Below are 19,717 nucleotides of genomic sequence, written 5' to 3' on the forward strand. Positions count from 1 at the left end.
ACCTGAGTCATTAATTAAATCAGTGATTAACTAGGTTATCGGCAGTGTTTATTAAATATTTAGCGAATTGTCTTAAAACTCAGGAGCAGCTTCAAAAATCAGTGTTTCACCGCTGGCTGGGTGAGCTAAGGTTAGCATTTCGGCATGCAGTTGTAAGCGAGGAGCCATGGCGAATGCCTCGGGGTGAGCATACAACTTATCGCCTAAAATAGGGTGACCCAATGACAGCATATGCACACGCAGTTGGTGAGAACGCCCTGTAATTGGGGTCAGCTCAACACGAGTTGCATTACCTTCATATTCAAGCACTTTAAAATGGGTTAATGACGGTTTGCCATTGTCGTGATCAACCATTTGCTTTGGTCGGTTCGGCCAATCACAAATAAGTGGTAAATCTACCGATCCAGTTTCTTGCTCAAGCTTACCAAATACACGAGCAATGTAGCGTTTCGCGGTTTTTCTATCTTGAAACTGAATGCTTAAATTACGATGCGCTTCTTTGTGCATAGCTAAACAAATAATGCCAGAGGTAGCCATATCAAGGCGGTGAACAATTTTCGCCGTTGGAAAAACGCGATTAATGCGAGCAATAAGGCAGTCAGCGTGTTTTGGGTCTTTTCCCGGCACAGTAAGTAAACCACTTGGTTTATTCACAATAAGTAAGTCATCATCTTGATAAACAATACTTAAATAAGGTGTCATTGGGGGATTATAATTGAGTAACACAGCCAGCCTCGATGATATGCAAGGGCGCTATTTTAAAGGAGTATGAGCGCATACACAATGCCAGTGCTGGTTTTTGAGTAGTAGCTAAGATACAGTAAATTAAGGTATGGAGTTTAAAGAAAAGGACAAATGAATGTTTCGCCTTGGTTTAATTCGCTGTAAGCCTTGTACACGTTGTGGCTTAGAAGTGAATGATCTTGAGCCAGAGTGTCCGCATTGTAAAGGCTTTTCAGACCTACAAGCAGTATATTTGAAGCAAGCTTACAAAGACGATTTAATACAAAGAAATAAAAGCTTAGCTAAGTTATTTTGTAAGCTAGCGGCAGTGGCCGTAATTATTACCCTTGTGGTGTTTTTTGTATAAAAAAACGCGATGTGAAAGCACATCGCGTTTGTAGTTTTGAGTTTAGCGCTTCAACGTTAGTGCGAAACGACAATTAAACGAATTGCATCAAGTTTAACTTGGGCTTTTTCGATGTAAGTAGTGAGTTCGCTACGCTGCTTATCAAAGAAGCTCAGCTCTTCATCACGAATATTCGGATTGATTTGCTTAAGTGCTGTTAAGCGAGCTTGCTCTTCACCAAGGGCGGTTTGCATTTTCTCTAGTGATTCAGCACGCAGTGTTTCTAGCTTTGTTTGTGCCATACCTTGTGCGCTGGTGATCATTGGGTGAATGGCACTTTGTAGCGCGCTGGCTAATTTACTTGCAGTTTGGCGACCAACCGCAGACAGCTGCTGATTGAAAGCATCAAAAGCAACATTATCAGCCAGATTGTTACTGCCCTTATCTAATAAGATACGAATAGGCGTTGGTGGTAAGAAGCGGCCAACCTGAAGTGCTTTAGGCGCCATCGCCTCAGCAATGAAAATGAGCTCTACAAAGAAGGTACCAGCAGGTAGCTTTTTGTTTTTCAGTAACGCCACAGAGGCAGTACCAAAGTCATCATCACAAATCATGTCTAAGCTGCCTTGCACCATTGGGTGGTCCCAGCTGATGAAATGGGCGTCTTCTTGCGAAAGCGAGGTGCTGCGATCAAACGTTACTGTGATGCCATCATCTTTTAAACATGGGAAAGATGGATTTAGCATGTGCTCAGTTGGTTTTAAGATAATGGTATTTTCACCTTTATCTTCTTGGCTTACACCAAAAGTATCGAACACATTGATCATGTAACTTGGTAGTGTAAATTGATCGTCTAACTCTTCGATATCTGCAACAAGACTTTCTGCTCGGCCTTGGCCACTTGAATGCAGCTCTAGTAAGCGGTCACGACCACTTTCCATTTGCTTACGAAGCTTGGCATTTTGACCTGCCACTTGTTCTAGCAGTGGGTCTAGCTCTTCTTCATCGCAATTGTGTGCACCAATAAACTCAAGTAGTTCTTCGCCATACTCTTTATACAGCATTTGCCCTGTTGTCGATGTTGTTTCAAACGCATCTAAGCCTTCGTTGTACCAACGTAATAACACTTCCTGTGCGGTGTTTTCAAAATACGGCACATGAATGTTTACGTCTTGAGTTTGACCAATACGGTCAAGACGACCAATGCGTTGCTCAAGTAAGTCAGGGTTGAGCGGTAAATCAAACAATACTAAGTGATGCGAGAATTGGAAGTTACGACCTTCAGAGCCAATTTCAGAGCAAAGTAGAATTTGTGCGCTGTCGTACTCGTCGGCAAAGTAAGCAGCTGCACGGTCACGTTCAACAATCGACATACCTTCGTGGAAAACAGAGGCTTTAATCGCTTCACGCTCACGTAGAATCTGTTCTAGGCTAAGTGCGGTTTCGGCTTTAGCACAGATAAGCAGTACTTTTTCGTGTTTAAGGGTTTTTAACGTTTCGATTAACCAATCAACACGTGGGTCAAATGCGCCCCAGCTAGCATTTTCACCTTCAAACTCTTGGAAGATCTTTTCAGGAAATAAAGCTCGAAGGGCTGTTAGCTCAGCATTTTGAATGCCGCCCATGTTACCCAGTACCGACATCGCCGTTTTATATTGTTTAGGCATTGCCATAGGGTATGCATGAAGCTTACGGCTTGGGTACCCATCAATACCGCTACGGCTATTTCTAAATAAAATGCGACCCGTACCATGGCGGTCTAACAACATTGATAAAATTTCGTTGCGCGCCGTTTCATCACCTTTCTCTGCTTCGGCTAAAAGATCAGTGATATCGGTTTCTTTTAATAGCTCTTTTAATGTTGCACGAGACGCATCATCAAGGCCTTTTTCACCGAGTAATTGGTTGGCTGCTTCGGCAACCTCTTTGTAGTTACTTTCTTCTTCAACAAACGCATCGTAGTCGTAGAAACGATCTGGGTCGAGTAATTGCAGGCGTGCGAAGTGGCTGCGATGGCCTAGTTGATCCGGCGTTGCAGTTAATAAGATAAGGCCTGGAATGTCTTGGCTTAACTCCGCTATACGTTGGTATTCAGTGCTTGGTTTACCATTATTGATACTTAAATGGTGTGCTTCATCAACAACCAGTAAATCCCAATCAGCCAGAGTTGCTTGCTCAAACCAGCGTTTTTTCTTACTTAAAAATTCAAGGCTAGTAAGTACTAACTGTTCTGTTTCAAATACGTTTGGTGAGTCAGCAAAGGCTTCATCGCAACGCTCTTCATCAAAAATAGAAAAATGTAAGTTAAAGCGGCGTAGCATTTCTACTAACCACTGATGTTGAAGGTTTTCAGGCACAACAATCAGTACGCGACTAGCGCGGCCACTGATGATTTGTTGATGTAAAATCATACCTGCTTCAATGGTTTTACCTAAACCCACTTCATCAGAAAGTAATACGCGTGGCGCAAAACGTTTACCGACTTCTTGTGCGATATAAAGCTGATGCGGAATAAGGTTTGCTCGCTGACCAATTAAACCTTTTAAAGGTGATTGTTGGCGCTCAAACTGATGCTGCCAAGTTTGGTAACGTAGAGTGTAGCGGTCAAAGCGGTCCACTTGACCTGCAAATAAACGGTCTTGTGGTTTATTGAATTTGATAAAGTGATCTAAAAAAGTTTCTTTTAACTGTGCTTTTTCACCGTTATCAACGCGTGTGCCATGATAGCATAGTAACTCGCCTTGCTCTTCAACTGACTCAACTTCTAATTCCCACTCTTCAACGCTGCGAATAACATCACCTGGATTAAATGCGACACGAGTAACAGGTGCTTCTGTTAAAGAATAAACTCTGTTTTCTCCACTGGCTGGAAATAAAATGCTGACCTGGCGGCCTTCAAGGGCAACTACGGTGCCTAATCCTAAATCTGACTCAGTATCACTGATCCAACGCTGACCTAAGGAAAAATTCATGTATGTCTCGTCTATGAAGAAAAAAGGCGGCTATGTTACCTGTAACGCCATGCTACTTCAAGGCAGTAAACTCGCCGCACACAATTAAATTTAGTCAACCTTTTTAAGTCATTATTAAAGGTAAAAATTGTATGTATTCTAACCGGTTAAATAATTATATATTTGTTTGTCATAAAAAGGACTTTTGTCGTAAATAGACTAAACTGAGTATATACCTGACGAATAAACCATAGCTTCATCCGCCGCTTGTTTAGTTTATTGGGTATAGCATAAAAATCATAAAACGTAAGGAAAGTGCTATGGAAAAAGCTTCGAACCTTGATAGTAAAATGTATGTGCTTGATACCAATGTGTTACTCCACGAACCCCTCGCTTATTTATCTTTCCAAGAACACGATGTTGTTATCCCCATGACAGTATTAGAAGAGCTCGACCACATTAAAGATAGAAAACATGACGTTAGCCGTGACGCCCGTGTTGCTATTCGTGGTTTAGATGAAGTGCTAAAGGACGCTTCGCCAGAGCAAATGTTGCAGGGTGTCGCGCTCCCTAGTAACAAAAAGGCTAAAACAGATTCTCGTGGCCGCTTAATTATCGTTAATGACCATTTATTTGCAGACAGTATTTCAGGTTTACCAGGCAACGAAAATGACCACCGAATTATCAATTGTGCTGTGCATTTACAAAAGCAACATAGCGACAGCAAAGTGGTGCTTGTAACTAAAGACATCAATATGCGCCTCAAAGCGAAAGGGGCCGGGCTTAAATTTGTTGAAGATTACAGAACTGACCAATTAATTGATGACATAGCGTTGCTTACTAGTGGCTATAAAAAAATTGAAGGTGACTTTTGGCAACATGTTGGTGAGTGCGAAACAGAACAACAAGGCCGTGATACCTATCACCATGTTGCAAAAAGCACGATTAGCGATGTGTTCTGTAATGAATACATACTCGATGAAAGCGACCACTTTGCGGCTCGAGTAACAAGCTACGATGATAAACAAATTACTTTAAAAGATATCAGTGTTGAACGTTTGATGAGTCATACTGCTTGGGGCGTTAAACCAAAGAATGTGTATCAAGGAATGGCACTTGATGCACTGCTTGACCCAAGTATTGAACTAGTGATCTTAACCGGCCCCGCTGGTTGTGGTAAAACAGGTATTACTGCAAGCTTTTTTTCAATATTTGTGCAGACCTATCTACAGACCTTATTCTTACTGAATAAATTGAGTATTTATAACAGGCTAAGATCTAATCTCTCTAACATGTCATTAAGTGTGACTTAAAGAATAGAACCATTCATCAATAAATATAAATAATGGATTTAACCTGCAAGAGGCACAAACAAAAATAATAAAGCTAAGGTAAATCTAAAATGCTAATTAATGAAAATCGTTCTCAAAGGAGAACTAAAATGAATAATCCAAGTGAAAACAAAAACCCAAGAGTATTGGATACATCGGCACTAGTTCATGATCCAAAGTCACTTCTTGCGTACAGTGAAGACGTATACATCTGTCTAACAGTTCTAGAAGAATTAGATAACTTAAAAGAAAGAACTAACAAATCGGTTAGTGCTGATGCTCGTGTATGTATTCGTATGCTTGAAGATATAATAAATGGGCACAGTGCAGAAGAGATGGAAGCTGGTATTCCACTACCTTCTACTGAAACAGCTAAACGAGGAAAACTGTTTATTGGAATTGATACCCAGCTCGATATGGCTAAAGAGTTAAAGCACGGTATTGGAAGTGACGCTGACAATAGAATAATTAACTATGCACTGTATCTTCAGAAGGACTTAGATAAAGACGTAGTAATTGTTAGCCGTGACATTAATATGCGCTTGAAAGCTCGAACCGTAGGGGTCATGGCAGAAGACGTTGCCGTAGATAATCAAATATCAGATATTGATCTTTTATACACAGGGGTACAAGCCTTTAAAGGAGATCTTTTTGATCGAATTAAATCAGACAAAGACTTCAAGGTTTCAGGAGAAGTTTATACTTTCCCAATAAGTCTATTTAATGATGAAGTTCAGCCAAACATGTATTGGTACGATGAAGCTGGACACATTGGGCGAATTTCAGAAGTAACAGATACTGAGGTATTCACAAAGTTATTGCCTCGTAAACAAGAAAAAGTATGGGGCATTTTGCCTAAAAATCAGCGTCAGGCAGTAGCTTTAAGCCAATTAACAGATCCATATTATGACTTAAATATCATCCTTGGCCCTGCTGGCTCCGGAAAAACTTTTTTAGCAGTTGCTTCGGCGCTGCATCAAGTATTGGAGTTAAAAAAGTACAAAAAAATCGTTGTGGTGCGCTCCAGAGACTTTATGGACGATGATCCGGGGTTTTTACCCGGTGACCTGACAGAGAAATCAATGCCGTTATTAGCAGGTATAACAGATGCGCTTATATCAATGCATTCAGGTGATAACAATGAAGGTAATATTAGTGCAACTGTTGAGCATGTGATCGAAAAAGCCAATATAGAATTTACTAGTATGGCTTACTTCCGAGGTCGTTCAATAGACGATGCTGTTTTAATCATTGATGAAGCTCAAAACATGACTAGAGCGCAAATTAAGGGCATGTTAAGCCGTGGTGGCAAAAATTGTCGCACAATCGTGTTGGGCAACTTAGCCCAGATTGATGATAAGTTTGTCACACCCGCATCTTCAGGTGCTAGCGCGGCTGTTAACGTGTATAGAAACTATGAAAAAGGCTCAGTATTGATATTTGATGAAGTAGAGCGTAGTAGCTTGGCTGAATTCACTGAAAAGAACATGTAGGCATCAAACTACAATTCACATTTCCTTATAATATTGCGACAATAGCCACTGCTTTTTGCAGTGGCTTTTCAGAGAAGCCCGTTCCCACGAAAACAGGACGAAATGGATTTACTCTGAACTAAAAGATTAAATATTCACAAAAACTGAGTGACATAGGTGCGTGGCCTAGCGTTGCCGTTTTTTGGTGTATTGATGTCTTTTAATAAAGAAGACCTGCTAGTAAATATAAAAAGGCAGGCAAAACGATTATCTAAATTATTAACTATTCCCCTTGGACAAGCCCAAGAAGCCCTAGCTATTTGTCTTTACGGCTGTGACAGTTACAGCGATTTACTAGTAAAAATAAAAGCTGAATCCTTTGACAACCCATTGATAGCACTGTCTGCACTCTCACCAAACTCGGAAATATTTTTAGTAAAAATATTAGCTAGCCACCTAGATAGCATTATTGGAAATTTTGAAAAAAAATTTCCCGGCTCCAATATAAATGAAGAGATGGTCGTATCCCTGTTTGGGCTTAGCTTTTCAGAGTTCAAACTCAAAATATCTACCTAAAGTTGTACAAATACGTAAGTTGTCATTTTGTTTTTTGGCGATATTATAATATGAAGGCTGAACGGACAGCCTACGCCTACACATGTTTTTCGCCTTGAAAAACGTGAACAGTGAAGCGGAGCATCCGTAAAAATTTGGTTATTTGAACAATAAATAAAGCAATGTGTTGGTAGGCCATTGTTTATTGGAAAGTTGTTTGGAGAACTAAATGATCTCACTTTATCAATTAAAGAATAAGCTCAATAAACAAGCAAAAGAGTTTGCTGAGTTATTAGAGTTTCCTGATCTTTACGCCCAAGGCCTGTGGGCTAGAGGTGTTTATAACTGCCCTTATTTTTCTGATACCCATAAATATCTCTCTGAAGTATTTGAAAAGAAAAAGCTGGACTCAATTCTAAAGCACGATTCCCTGAAATATTTAATGATCAACGAATACGATGATCAAGAAATTATTGAATCGCTTCATAAAGAAATTGAGTCAATGGCAAACCGTATTGAAAGCCTGATGCTGGTAGATATCGAAACATTAGAGTTAGTTTCAGTGATATACCAAGTTTTAGGGTTGCCTGAAAATGCCAAGTTTATTGTAAATACAGGTGCAGACTTCCGCTTAGAGTGGCGACCATACTTTGATGCCTTTGATGATCCGTTGATAGTTCAATATGCAGATTTAAAAGTTCATGGTTGTTATTTCAGGCTAATCGCTTGCAAGTTTCCGTTTGAAAAGCTTTCCTTGGATGACATTAGAAAATACATGTACATCAATCATGTAAACCATAATGGTGAGTTTGAAGGCTGTATTTCTGAAGGAAATACATTTTCTAAGCATGTGCACTGGCTGGTGTTGACACTTGAATTATTCAGTAGCGGCAAAGTAAATAAGGCTCAGTTCAATCCAACAACCTTCAAAATCGAAGGTATGCGCTATTTGGTATATGGCTTCCCATTGATTCCTTCCTTTGTATCTGATTGGCACAAACCTGATTTATGTCTACGAGTCAAAAATCTAGATGGCGATCAGAAGTTCATTGTTCGTATCGAACAGCAAGATCTTGTTTTTTATGCGAGGCGCGTTGATACCAACTTTTTTAACACAATCGATTATGAAAAATACATTTCGTTGTATCAATCTAGTGTTCTGTCACATTTTGATGCTGACAACAATTTGCTTAAAGTTGATGGGGTTAAATATCTAAGTTTTTTTCGTCCTTTTTCTGTAGAAGATATGAAAGGAGTTCAAGCATGAGACCTAGAGTAAAACTAACCAACGCAAAACTTATCTCAATTCAATCTGATACAGAGGAAAAAGTTGAACGGGTGCTTTACGGCACATTTGCTGACGAAAATGAAAATGGTAAAGAAGGAGATGCTTTATTCACGATAAAGGTTTTGGAAATCAATGGTCTAGAAAGTAAGTGCTTTGGTGTTGACTTTTATATCTTAGATGCTGAATCTAAAGAGTTTGATGTAAATGCATTTGAGTTTAATTTAATGCATGAGTGTATGTATTCTCCTAATGAGTTATTAGAGCTGCGAGATATGCTCCCGGCTAGTTATTAGTAAGGGAATACGTTGGATAGAATATATTTAAAGGATGCCTACATAGTATCTGTTTACGACTATAAAGAATTTGAAAAAATATTTCTTGGCGAGTTTTTATCAGGGGGGGTTATTGAAGATGAAACATTCAGGTTTCGGCCATTTCAGCAAATCGTGACTTCAAAGATTGTTAGCAAATCTGCTGATGAAGATAAGTTAGAAATATACACACATAGTGGGAGTTGTTATGTGATTGATGCTGACCATAAGTTAATTGATATTTCATTTGTTGAACTGGTTGTTATGAGAGCAGGAGCTTATTCGGCAGATCGAGTTTTAGAAATGAGAGAGCAACTTAAGTCTCAAAATAAAAGCCATTGAATAGCGAAGATAAGAAGTCTGATGAGATTATTATTTGTCACTTACCTCTTTGAAAAATTTGACGATAATCAAATATTCATAAATGTTTATACAGCATCAATTGACTTAGTCAAAAATTTGCATTAGTATTAGAAATGTATATTTGTAAGAGAATTTTATGTCTAAAGCATTTTCAAAAGTCTTAGTAATGACGCTTATGCTGGTTGCCTTTGTAGGGCAAGCATTTGCGTATTCTGCTATGCCTTGCGAAATGTCATCAGGTTCTCACGAATCACACATGAACATGAACATGAACATGAACATGAACATGAACATGGATCATGGTGATATGAATAAAAGCAGTAATGGTCAATCAGAAGATTGTTGTGACGTTGAATGTATTTGTCCTGCAAATGCTTGCTCATCTACGACAGTCCTAAATTCCAGTATTGATTCGACAGATATTCAAATATTCAGTGAATCTGTAGCTGCTCTGCAATCTAAACAACCTCATTCAATTTCCACTTCCCTTTATCGTCCACCAATTTTTGCCTAATACAGGATTAGTGCGTCCAAATTTCTCGCACATGTAATTAATTTTTCTGTTAGTCAATATAGCGTCGTAGCGCTATAGATATTTTCCAGCGATGTCTGGGGGCAAAAATGATCAATAAGTATTTAAAAATAGCAGTAGTAATGCTGCTTTCACCTGCGTTTGCAAACGCCAACGAACATAACCATGCAGACAATCACGACGTAACACCTTTGGAGTTAATCGTTTATAAAACCCCTACTTGTGGGTGTTGTAAAAAATGGATAACTCATATTGAAGACAAAGGGATCGTTGCGCATTCCAAAGATTTCCGAAACATCGGCAACATCAAAACTAAGTATGGTATCAAACCTAATTACCGTTCATGCCACACGGCAGTGAGTAGAAATGGATTTGCCTTTGAAGGTCATATACCTGCTAAATTTATTCAGCAGTTCTTATCAGAAGAACATCCCAATGCGATTGGGCTTTCAGTTCCAGCAATGCCAGTTGGCTCTCCCGGTATGGAAGTCGATGACCGCTTTATGCCATACAACGTGTTAATTCTATTTAAAGATGGAACGAGCAAAGTCTATGCAAAAGTTAAGACATACGAGGAGCAATTCTAATGAAATTGAACTCTTCAAACCTTACTTCACTTTCAACTGCATTAATACTCGGCTTATCTGTATTCTCAGCTCAAGCTGAGAAAGTAGTGTCGCTTGAACAAGCTATCACCTTAGCTCAGCAAAATGATCCTTGGCTTCATGGTAGCCGATTGAAACAAAGTGCAGTTGAAAATAGAAGTATTGCTTCAGGTACTTTGCCTGATCCGAAAGTATCGCTAGGGATAATGAATTTACCAACAGATACTTGGGATTTAGATCAGGAAGGAATGACTCAGCTAAAGGTTGGCGTCTCTCAAATGTTTCCGAGAGGCGACAGTCTAGAGATCAAGAAAGACCAGTTACAAATTGAGTCCACGAAATTTCCACTGTTACGAGAGGATCGTAAAGCTAAGTTGAAAAGCCAAGTGTCACAACTTTGGTTAGATGCTTACTTAGCCCAACAAACTATTAAATTGATTGAAGATGATTGGTCTCTCTTTGAGCAGATGGCAGAAGTGGCTAAAGCTAGCTATTCAAACGTTGTTGGTAAAACTAGACAGCAAGATGTTATTCGTGCTCAGTTGGAAATCGTGCAGTTAGATGACAGATTAACTTCGCAAAAGCAGAAACTAGAAACGACAATCGCTCGTCTCAATGAGTGGCTTCATATTTACGATGCGGATCGTTTGAATGAATCATTCAACTTTGACGCGCAACCATTAGAGTTTAGCGTCTCAAAAGAATTGCCTTCGATTCAATTGAATAATCCAACAGTCCTAAAAGCATCTAATTACTCAAGAAATCTATTGGCTCAGGAGCTTTCGAATCACCCAGCCATACTTGCGATTGATATAAAACGCAAAGCTTCAGAAAAAGGAATTGAGTTAGCCAAACAGCAATATGAGCCGCAATGGGGTGTTAATGCTAGTTATGCCTATCGCGACAATATGCCCTCTGGTGATAGCCGAGCTGATTTATTTTCTGTTGGGGTAACGTTTGATTTACCCTTGTTTACCGAGAACAGACAAGATAAGCAAGTTGCAGCTTCTATTGCAGATTCAGAGACTATTAAAACCGAGAAACTATTACTGACAAAGCAAATGATCAGTGTTTTAGAAAAAGAACTAAGACAGCTTAAACGCTTATCAGATAGACAATCTATCTATCAAGAACAACTCCTTAAACAAACTCATGACCAAGCAGAAGCGTCATTGACAGCCTACACAAATGATGATGGCGATTTTGCCGAAGTTGTTCGAGCAAGAATTGCCGAATTAAATACCAGAATATCAGCTTTAAGAATTGATGTTGACGCACTTAAAACAGTTGCTCGTATCAACTATTTCTTTGCGCATTCTCAATCTAACTCAAATGCTGAACATAAGTCGATGCAAACTTCACACAAAACTAATCAGCACTTATCCAGTCAGCAATTTGGAGAAAAATAATGTCAACGAATACAAAAACAATTATTGCCATCATCATTGGGGCAGCACTTGGTGCTGGAGCATTGAGTTTATATCAAGGTACTGGCTCAAACAGTAATAGTAATGAAGCAACATCAGGAGAAAAAAAGCCTCTGTATTGGGTTGCACCGATGGATTCTAATTACCGCCGGGACAAGCCCGGTAAGTCGCCTATGGGGATGGATCTAATTCCAGTGTATGAGGAAGGATCATCTGGTGATGACTTTGGCCCCGGAGCAGTAAAAATTGCGCCTCATGTAGTGAATAACCTTGGGGTTCGCACTGCACCTGTTGAACTGAAAAATATGCATACTGAAATCTCAACGGTAGGTTATGTTCAATATGATGAAGATAAGCTAATTCATATCCACCCACGGGTTGATGGCTGGATTGATAAACTTTACATCAAAGCAGCAGGTAACCCTGTAGAGAAAGGGCAGCCTCTTTATACACTATATTCTCCTCAGTTAGTTAATGCTCAGGAAGAGCTGTTAATAGCGTTAAAGCGCAACAATAGTTCTTTAATTTCAGCAGCCAAAGATCGCCTAAAAGCGTTACAGCTTTCAGCAGACTTTGTTCAAAAGCTAGAAAAGACACGAAAGGTTCAGCAAACAATTACCTTTTATTCACCACAAGCAGGTGTTGTCGATGGTTTGAAGGTTAGAGAAGGTTTTTATGTAAAGCCGGGAAACACCTTATTAAGCATTGGCCAGCTAGATCAAGTTTGGGTTGAAGCAGAAGTGTTTGAACGTGACGCAGCCTTAATTAAAAAAGGACTTCCTGTATCAATGACACTGGATTATTTACCCGGTGAGGACTGGGCTGGTGTCGTTGATTATGTTTATCCAACATTGAACAGTAAAACACGCACACTCCGAGTGAGATTGAAATTTGATAACACAGACTATCAATTAAAACCAAATATGTTTGCACAAGTCTCTATTCACGCTAATCAAGCTGATAGCACCATCCTCGTGCCTAAAGAAGCCGTTATTAGAACAGGTAAACAGGACAGAGTAGTACTTGCGTTAGGTGATGGGCAATTTAAATCTATTGAAGTGACTATTGGCCGGGTTGATATCGACAGCATCGAAATATTAGACGGCTTAAATGAAGATGACGTTGTGGTGACATCTGCCCAATTCTTGATTGATTCTGAATCAAGTAAAAGCTCTGACTTTAAACGAATGACTCATGATGAAGTGCCTAACTCTGTTTGGATGCAAGGGGATGTTAATAGTGTTATGGCAGGGCACCGCATGGTTAATATTTCACATGGCCCTGCTGAAGCTTGGGATTGGCCTGAAATGGTTATGGATTTTACTGTGGCTGAAAAAGTCGATATTGACTCATTAAAGTCAGGTCAATCTTTGCACTTTGAAGTGAGCAAAACCGAAGACGGTGGATATGAAATTACTGGAATTCATATCATGAGTGAGCCTGAAGTATCATCAGCAACAGTATCTGGTTTGATTAATGCGATTGATATTGATACACGGATTCTAAATATTAGCAGAGGCCCAATAGAGAAATGGGATAGACCTGCTGCGACGATGGATTTTATCGTCGCGGACAATATAGAAATGGTTGATTTCAATGTCGGTGATAATGTCACTTTCACTTTTGAGGTTAGAGATGACTTAGTTATCACTGACATTTCTCTTGAATCAGATGAACAACACGGCAAGGAAAATAAAGCTGCTGTTGATCATTCTAATCATTAAGTGGGAGAAAAATAATGATTGAATCAATTATTAGATGGTCTATCGGCAATCGTTTCTTTGTTTTGTTGATTACCTTAATTATCGCGTTTGGTGGTTTGTATTCATTACAAAAAACACCAGTAGATGCACTCCCCGATCTTTCTGATGTGCAGGTTATAATTAAGACGAGCTATCCGGGACAGGCACCACAAGTAGTGCAGGATCAAGTGACATTTCCTCTTACTACAGCGATGTTATCAGTGCCGGGGGCGCAAACTGTTCGTGGTTACTCATTTTTTGGTGATTCCTACGTCTACATTATTTTTGATGACGATACTGATTTGTATTGGGCTAGAAGCAGAGTACTTGAATACTTAAGCCAAGTAGCATCAAGCCTGCCTGATTCGGCAAAACCTCAATTAGGACCTGATGCAACAGGTGTGGGTTGGGTATACATTTACGCTTTAACAGATAAGTCTGGAAACCATGATCTAAGCCAATTAAGAAGCATTCAAGACTGGTTCTTAAAGTATGAACTACAAACTGTTCCGGGCGTGTCCGAAGTTGCCGCCGTTGGTGGTATGGTTAAGCAGTATCAAGTGCAAGTAGATCCTGATAAATTGAGAGCTTACGATATTCCTCTAAGTTTAATACAAATAGCCTTACAAAAAGGGAACAAAGAAACTGGCGCATCCGTTGTGGAAATGGCTGAAGCTGAATATATGGTTACCGCAACGGGGTATATTCAATCAGTTAGTGATATAGAGAAAATCCCACTTGGTATTAACGAACAAGGCACGCCATTGCGTATTGGTGATGTTGCTACCGTTAATTTAGGGCCTCAAATGCGCCGTGGTATCGCAGAGCTTAATGGTGAAGGCGAAGTTGTTGGTGGTGTTGTCGTTATGCGCTTTGGTGAAAACGCTCAACAAACCATAAACGGGGTAAAAGAAAAACTTGAATCGCTTAAATCTTCTCTACCAGAGGGGGTGGAGATTGTCCCTGTTTATGACAGATCGAAGTTAATAGATCGTGCTGTTGATAATCTTTGGAGCAAGTTGCTAGAGGAGCTTGCAGTCGTTGCTATTGTCTGTGTGGCTTTCCTATTTCATCTTCGCTCATCTATTGTGGCAGTTGTTACGCTGCCATTAGGTATCTTGGTGTCGTTCATTATCATGTATATGCAAGGCATCAATGCCAACATTATGTCTTTAGGCGGTATCGCTATTGCGATTGGTGCGATGACTGATGGTGCAATAGTGATGATTGAAAATATGCACAAGCATATGGAGAAAACACCACTAACAGATGAAAATCGCTGGCAAATTGTTGCTAAGGCTGCGAGTGAAGTAGGCCCTGCACTATTTTTTAGCTTACTGATCATTACAGTCTCATTCTTACCTGTATTTATCTTGGAAGCGCAAGAAGGAAGAATGTTCTCTCCGCTCGCCTATACAAAAACCTATGCAATGGCGGCATCAGCAGGTTTGGCGATCACATTGGTGCCTGTTTTGATGGGCTACTTTATTCGAGGCAAAGTTGTTTCTGAAAAGAAAAACCCGTTAAACCGATTATTGATTGCTATCTACATGCCTGTTTTAAAGCAAGTCATGAAGTTTCCAAAATCGACAATAGTAGCAGCAATATTAGTGACTATCGTTGGCTTTTGGCCTGTCGATAAAATTGGTAGTGAATTCATTCCGCCATTGGATGAAGGCGATCTCATGTATATGCCTACTACCTATCCCGGTATTTCAATTGGTAAAGCAAGGGAGTTATTGCAGCAAACAGACAAGCTTATTCGCACTGTGCCAGAAGTTGAAACTGTATTTGGTAAAGTAGGAAGAGCTGAAACTGCAACCGATCCTGCACCTTTAACCATGATTGAAACCTTTATTCAATTGAAGCCACGAGAGCAGTGGCGAGAGGGTGTGACTACTGAATCGTTAAAAGCTGAGTTTGATAAATTGGTTAAGTTTCCGGGCTTAACGAATGCTTGGGTTATGCCAATCAAGACCCGAATCGACATGTTAGCAACAGGCATAAAAACGCCTGTGGGTATTAAAGTCGCCGGACCAGAGCTTGATGTGATTCAGGAAATCGGCCAACAAATAGAGCAAATTTTACCCGAAGTTACAGGCACAGCATCAGTTTACTCAGAGCGAGTTGCAGGTGGACGATATATCAAGGTTGATATTTCACGCGATAAGGCAAGTCGCTTTGGGTTAAACATCGAAGATGTTCAACAAGTGGTTTCTACAGCTATTGGTGGTATGAACGTTACCCAAACGGTAGAAGGTCAAGAGCGTTACCCTGTTAACTTACGCTATCCGCAAGACTATCGAGACTCTCCTGAGCAGCTATCACGATTACCTGTTGTAACACCAAGTGGTCAACGCATTGCACTAGGTGATGTCGCAGATATTCGAGTTGAGAACGGTCCGCCGGGAATTAAGAGTGAAAATGCTCGTTTAAATGGCTGGACGTTTATCGATATAGACGGTGTTGACGTAGGTACTTATGTTGAAAGTGCAAAAATACACTTGGCTAATAATCTAAAACTACCAGCAGGTTATTCAATTACTTGGGCTGGGCAATACGAATATATGGAAAGAGCGAAAGAAAAGCTCACCTATGTATTGCCTTTAACACTCGCCATTATTGTTATTCTACTTTACTTAAACTTCAGAGCGTTTAGTGAGGTGGCTATCATTATCGTTACCTTGCCGATGGCGATGATTGGTGGCTTATGGTTGATGTATCTGGAAGGGTTTAACTTCTCTGTGGCTGTTGGCGTGGGCTTTATTGCTCTAGCTGGGGTAGCGGTTGAGATTGGTGTGATAATGTTGGTCTATCTCAATCAGGCACTTGCTGAGCTTAAGGAAAAAGCTGAAGAGCGAGCTGAACCTATCTCTGATGATGCATATCAAGATGCATTATTGCACGGTGCAGGCTTACGAGTTCGTCCAGTAATGATGACAGTTGCAACAATCATTATCGGCTTGATGCCCATTTTATATGGTACAGGAACAGGTTCGGAGATTATGAGTCGTATTGCTGCACCTATGGTAGGCGGAATGACAAGTGCTGTGCTACTCACTCTTATTGTGCTCCCAGTAATTTACTCAATCGTTAAAAAGCCAGAATTAAACGCCTTTAACAAGGAGCTTTCTAAGGCGGAGCTAAAAAGTAATGCTTAGCACGGCTAGAAAATATCACAAATGGCTAATGGCATTTGTCGGAATACAATTCCTCTTCTGGTCTATTACAGGCGTGTATATGGTGACTATGGATATTCACTATATACACGGCGAAACCTTGGCTAAGAGTGAGGAAGCCAAAATAGATTTAGCAAGTATGGATTACTCCATTGTAAAGCTAGCTGCGGATTATCCTAAAGCTAGCCAAGTTACACTTACTCAAAGTATGGGCCGTCCTTTGTATTCTTTTATTAATGGAGAAAATGGAAAAGTAGCAATAGATGCTAAAACTGGAGCTGTTCAGGCACTTGTAGATGAAATCAAGGCTAAAGAAATCGCACAATACCATTATGCGCTGAATCATCAAATCGACAGCGTAAGGTTGATTAAGTCAGCGACAAACTTGCCTGCTGAGTTGTCCCCAAGGCATTTACCTGTTTGGAGAGTGACGTTTGAGCAATTCTCCACACCGACATTTTATATAAGTCAACAAACAGGATCACTTGTTGCCAAGCGTCATGATTACTGGCGATTGTTTGATTGGATGTGGCGGTTCCACATTATGGATTACTATGATGGAGAAAACGTATCTAACTGGTTTTTGTTCTTGGTCGCAACTCTAGGTCTAATGGGAGCAATTACTGGCGCAGTATTGACTTATTACCGAGTGCTTTCCCCAAATAAAAAGGGAGTCATTTTATGCGACTATTTAAGTTAAATACAACGATACACAAGTGGCTTTCTTTATTTGTTGGTTTACAACTGCTTATTTGGTTGGGAACGGGCCTTTACTTCAATTTGATGGATCACAGTAAAGCCAGTGGTAATGAACTTAGAGTTCATTCTCATCATGAAGGTAGCATTACAGGCTTTGACCTATTCCCTATTAAAGACATTACTAGTAATGCTCCGCAGGAAGTAAACCTTATATGGGTTTTACATCAGCCTTACTATCATTTTGTGTTCGATAAGGGGCAGCATAGCTATCAAGAACGCCACTCAAAGCTATTTGATGCTGTAACAGGAAAGCTATTTAATTTGTCTGAAGAACAAGTACTAACTTTGGCAAAAAACTCCTACTCAGGACAGGGTAAGTTAACTACTCCAGTGTTATCTCAACCTCCGTTTTCTGATCACGTAAGGCAGCAAAATCCTATGTGGCAAGTTGCCGTTGAGGATGAGAACAATACAACTATTTATTTAGAAAGTATTACAGGTCAAGTACTTCGCCATGCCAATGATGATTTCAGATTGAAAGATCTGATGATGAAGCTTCACTTTATGGACTATGGCAATTCTGGAGGATTTAACCATTGGTTGATCATTGCATTTGCTTTTGCAACGCTATTCCTTTCAATTACTGGTGTTACTTGGCTGATACAACAGTATCGAAGTGGTTTACTGAAGCTAGGTTGGGGCACTAACAGGCAAAAAGTGGCAGTGACGTTTTCCAATGAAAATACTATTACTGACATCTCAGCAGTTGGTCGCTCAACTGTACTAGAAGGGCTAGCTAGTTCACATGTATACCTTCCTTCAGGTTGCGGTGGTGGCGGTACTTGTGGCAAATGCGTGTTCTTAAGTTCAACTAAATTACCTATCACACTATCTGAACAGGAACATTTATCTCAGGAGCAACTTAAGGAAGGTTATCGGCTTGGATGTCAGCATAGGTTCTCTGAAATTAGTTCGATTGAAGTTAATACTGATCGCAATATTGAAAATCATGAGCTAGTTGTGGTTGCGACTAATTTCATTACTCCTTTTATCAAGGAAGTGAAATTTAAGCTGAAATCAGGCAAACAGTTGGCATTTAAAGCTGGTGCATATATGCAATTTGATGTGCCAGCAGGGATGAATAGCTTACGTCCAGATGATATGCCAGAGTGCTATGAAAAATACTGGGATAGCTACTATCATGGAAAATTTTCTCATAACGGTGTAACTCGCCACTACTCATTAGTTAACTTTGACGAGGAGTCTGATGAGTTAATGTTTAATATCCGTTGGCAGACCGCAAAGAATGGTTTTAAAGCAGGAATAGGTTCAAGTTATTTAGGTTCACTCCAAGTAGGTGAAACGATAACTGCAAAAGGCCCTTTTTCTGATTTTTATGCCACTTCAAATAAAAAAGTTAGTCGCGTGTTTATTGGTGCGGGTTCAGGACTTGCACCACTGAGGTCTATTATTTTTGAACAGTTGAAAAAGCATAAAGATAAAAGTGGTTTGACTCTTATCTATGGTGCGCGAACTGAAGATGACTTGCTATACCATAATGAATTGAAGTCACTGAGTGAGAAGCATAAAAACTTCTCTTATATTCCTACTCTTTCTAATCCTTCAGAAGAATGGCAAGGGCACTCAGGCTATGTTCAAAAAGTACTTCTGCCGTATATGAACCAAAAATCAGAACTGCTTTTGGCTGAGTTTTACTTGTGCGGTCCAGAAGCAATGATGAGTGAAGTGGAAAAAATAATTACAGATGCTGGGATTCCAAGTAATCAAATTTTCAAAGATAAATTTAGTCGTTAATCCATTAAATAAATAGAGGTATATATGAAAACATTAATTAAATTTTTAACCGTAATCAGTGTCGTTTTTAGTAGTGCGGTATTTGCGCATGTGCATCTTGAAAAAAGTGTGCCTGCTGATAATGCAATGCTAATGAATCCTCCAGAAGAGTTAACTTTGGTGTTCACCAAAGAGGTACGGGTTGTAAAAGTTTCATTGGCCAATAAACAAGGCGAAGAATTTAAATTTGGATTCGAGCCTTCTAAAGTCGCTACTAGCAAATTTACATGGAAACTACCTAAATTAGCTCCTGCAAACTATGCTGTGGATGTAACCTTCTTAGGTAACGATGGTCATAAAATGAAACATAGCTTCGGCTTTATGGTTCACTAAAATAGG

The 19,717-nt window shown here is 39.8% G+C and carries 16 protein-coding genes and 1 pseudogene; 15 read left to right on the plus strand and 2 right to left on the minus strand.

Annotated elements, in window-relative coordinates; all coding sequences use genetic code 11:
• Nucleotides 1–72 precede the first annotated feature (72 nt).
• Nucleotides 73–726: a bifunctional tRNA pseudouridine(32) synthase/23S rRNA pseudouridine(746) synthase RluA gene (gene rluA, locus J8Z25_RS03260; RefSeq protein WP_130049676.1), complete on the minus strand. Its 654-nt coding sequence runs from the start codon at nt 724–726 to the stop codon at nt 73–75.
• A gap of 133 nt (nt 727–859) precedes the next feature.
• On the opposite strand from rluA, the gene J8Z25_RS03265 reads away from it, so the two are divergent.
• Entirely contained in the window at nt 860–1,090 is a 231-nt protein-coding gene (locus J8Z25_RS03265; protein WP_130049675.1) for a hypothetical protein, read from the plus strand.
• A gap of 56 nt (nt 1,091–1,146) precedes the next feature.
• On the opposite strand, the gene rapA is transcribed toward J8Z25_RS03265, so the two are convergent.
• Complete coding sequence (gene rapA / locus J8Z25_RS03270) at nt 1,147–4,041, minus strand: RNA polymerase-associated protein RapA (protein WP_130049674.1); 2,895 nt, start codon at nt 4,039–4,041, stop codon at nt 1,147–1,149.
• 299 nt (nt 4,042–4,340) lie between these two features.
• Here rapA and J8Z25_RS03275 point away from each other — a divergent pair.
• The 14 genes and pseudogenes from J8Z25_RS03275 to J8Z25_RS03340 form a co-directional block, all read left to right on the plus strand.
• Nucleotides 4,341–5,204, plus strand: a pseudogene (locus J8Z25_RS03275) (PIN domain-containing protein); the annotation flags it as partial.
• Nucleotides 5,205–5,461: 257 nt separating this feature from the next.
• The gene (locus J8Z25_RS03280; RefSeq protein WP_008109623.1) at nt 5,462–6,844 is read left to right on the plus strand and encodes a PhoH family protein; all 1,383 of its coding nucleotides are present in this window, start codon (nt 5,462–5,464) and stop codon (nt 6,842–6,844) included.
• Between the two features lie 192 nt (nt 6,845–7,036).
• Nucleotides 7,037–7,399 (plus strand): hypothetical protein, encoded by a 363-nt coding sequence (locus tag J8Z25_RS03285; protein ID WP_008109624.1) that lies wholly within the window; start codon nt 7,037–7,039, stop codon nt 7,397–7,399.
• 208 nt (nt 7,400–7,607) lie between these two features.
• A complete protein-coding gene (locus J8Z25_RS03290) occupies nt 7,608–8,645 on the plus strand; it encodes a hypothetical protein (protein WP_008109625.1) in 1,038 nt (345 codons plus the stop codon).
• Nucleotides 8,642–8,959, plus strand: a complete 318-nt coding sequence (locus J8Z25_RS03295; RefSeq protein ID WP_008109627.1) for a hypothetical protein — start codon at nt 8,642–8,644, stop codon at nt 8,957–8,959. The genes J8Z25_RS03290 and J8Z25_RS03295 overlap by 4 nt, the downstream gene beginning before the upstream one ends.
• 12 nt (nt 8,960–8,971) lie before the next feature.
• A complete protein-coding gene (locus J8Z25_RS03300) occupies nt 8,972–9,319 on the plus strand; it encodes a hypothetical protein (protein WP_016899198.1) in 348 nt (115 codons plus the stop codon).
• Between the two features lie 157 nt (nt 9,320–9,476).
• Nucleotides 9,477–9,854: a hypothetical protein gene (locus J8Z25_RS03305; RefSeq protein WP_250661675.1), complete on the plus strand. Its 378-nt coding sequence runs from the start codon at nt 9,477–9,479 to the stop codon at nt 9,852–9,854.
• A gap of 107 nt (nt 9,855–9,961) precedes the next feature.
• A complete protein-coding gene (locus J8Z25_RS03310) occupies nt 9,962–10,459 on the plus strand; it encodes a DUF411 domain-containing protein (protein WP_036956660.1) in 498 nt (165 codons plus the stop codon).
• Nucleotides 10,459–11,886: a TolC family protein gene (locus tag J8Z25_RS03315; protein ID WP_004589253.1), complete on the plus strand. Its 1,428-nt coding sequence runs from the start codon at nt 10,459–10,461 to the stop codon at nt 11,884–11,886. The genes J8Z25_RS03310 and J8Z25_RS03315 overlap by 1 nt, the downstream gene beginning before the upstream one ends.
• A complete protein-coding gene (locus J8Z25_RS03320; protein WP_004589254.1) occupies nt 11,886–13,628 on the plus strand; it encodes an efflux RND transporter periplasmic adaptor subunit in 1,743 nt (580 codons plus the stop codon). The genes J8Z25_RS03315 and J8Z25_RS03320 overlap by 1 nt, the downstream gene beginning before the upstream one ends.
• 14 nt (nt 13,629–13,642) lie before the next feature.
• Nucleotides 13,643–16,807: an efflux RND transporter permease subunit gene (locus J8Z25_RS03325; RefSeq protein ID WP_004589255.1), complete on the plus strand. Its 3,165-nt coding sequence runs from the start codon at nt 13,643–13,645 to the stop codon at nt 16,805–16,807.
• Between the two features lie 79 nt (nt 16,808–16,886).
• Nucleotides 16,887–17,525, plus strand: coding sequence for a PepSY domain-containing protein (locus J8Z25_RS03330; RefSeq protein WP_250661676.1), 639 nt, complete (start codon nt 16,887–16,889; stop codon nt 17,523–17,525).
• A complete protein-coding gene (locus J8Z25_RS03335; RefSeq protein WP_250661677.1) occupies nt 17,507–19,339 on the plus strand; it encodes a 2Fe-2S iron-sulfur cluster-binding protein in 1,833 nt (610 codons plus the stop codon). Before J8Z25_RS03330 ends, J8Z25_RS03335 begins: the two co-directional genes overlap by 19 nt.
• 24 nt (nt 19,340–19,363) lie before the next feature.
• Nucleotides 19,364–19,711 (plus strand): copper resistance CopC family protein, encoded by a 348-nt coding sequence (locus J8Z25_RS03340; RefSeq protein WP_004589258.1) that lies wholly within the window; start codon nt 19,364–19,366, stop codon nt 19,709–19,711.
• Nucleotides 19,712–19,717 lie beyond the last annotated feature (6 nt).

The sequence above is a fragment of the Pseudoalteromonas sp. SCSIO 43101 genome (assembly GCF_023650775.1).
Taxonomy (GTDB): Bacteria; Pseudomonadota; Gammaproteobacteria; order Enterobacterales; family Alteromonadaceae; genus Pseudoalteromonas; species Pseudoalteromonas apostichopi.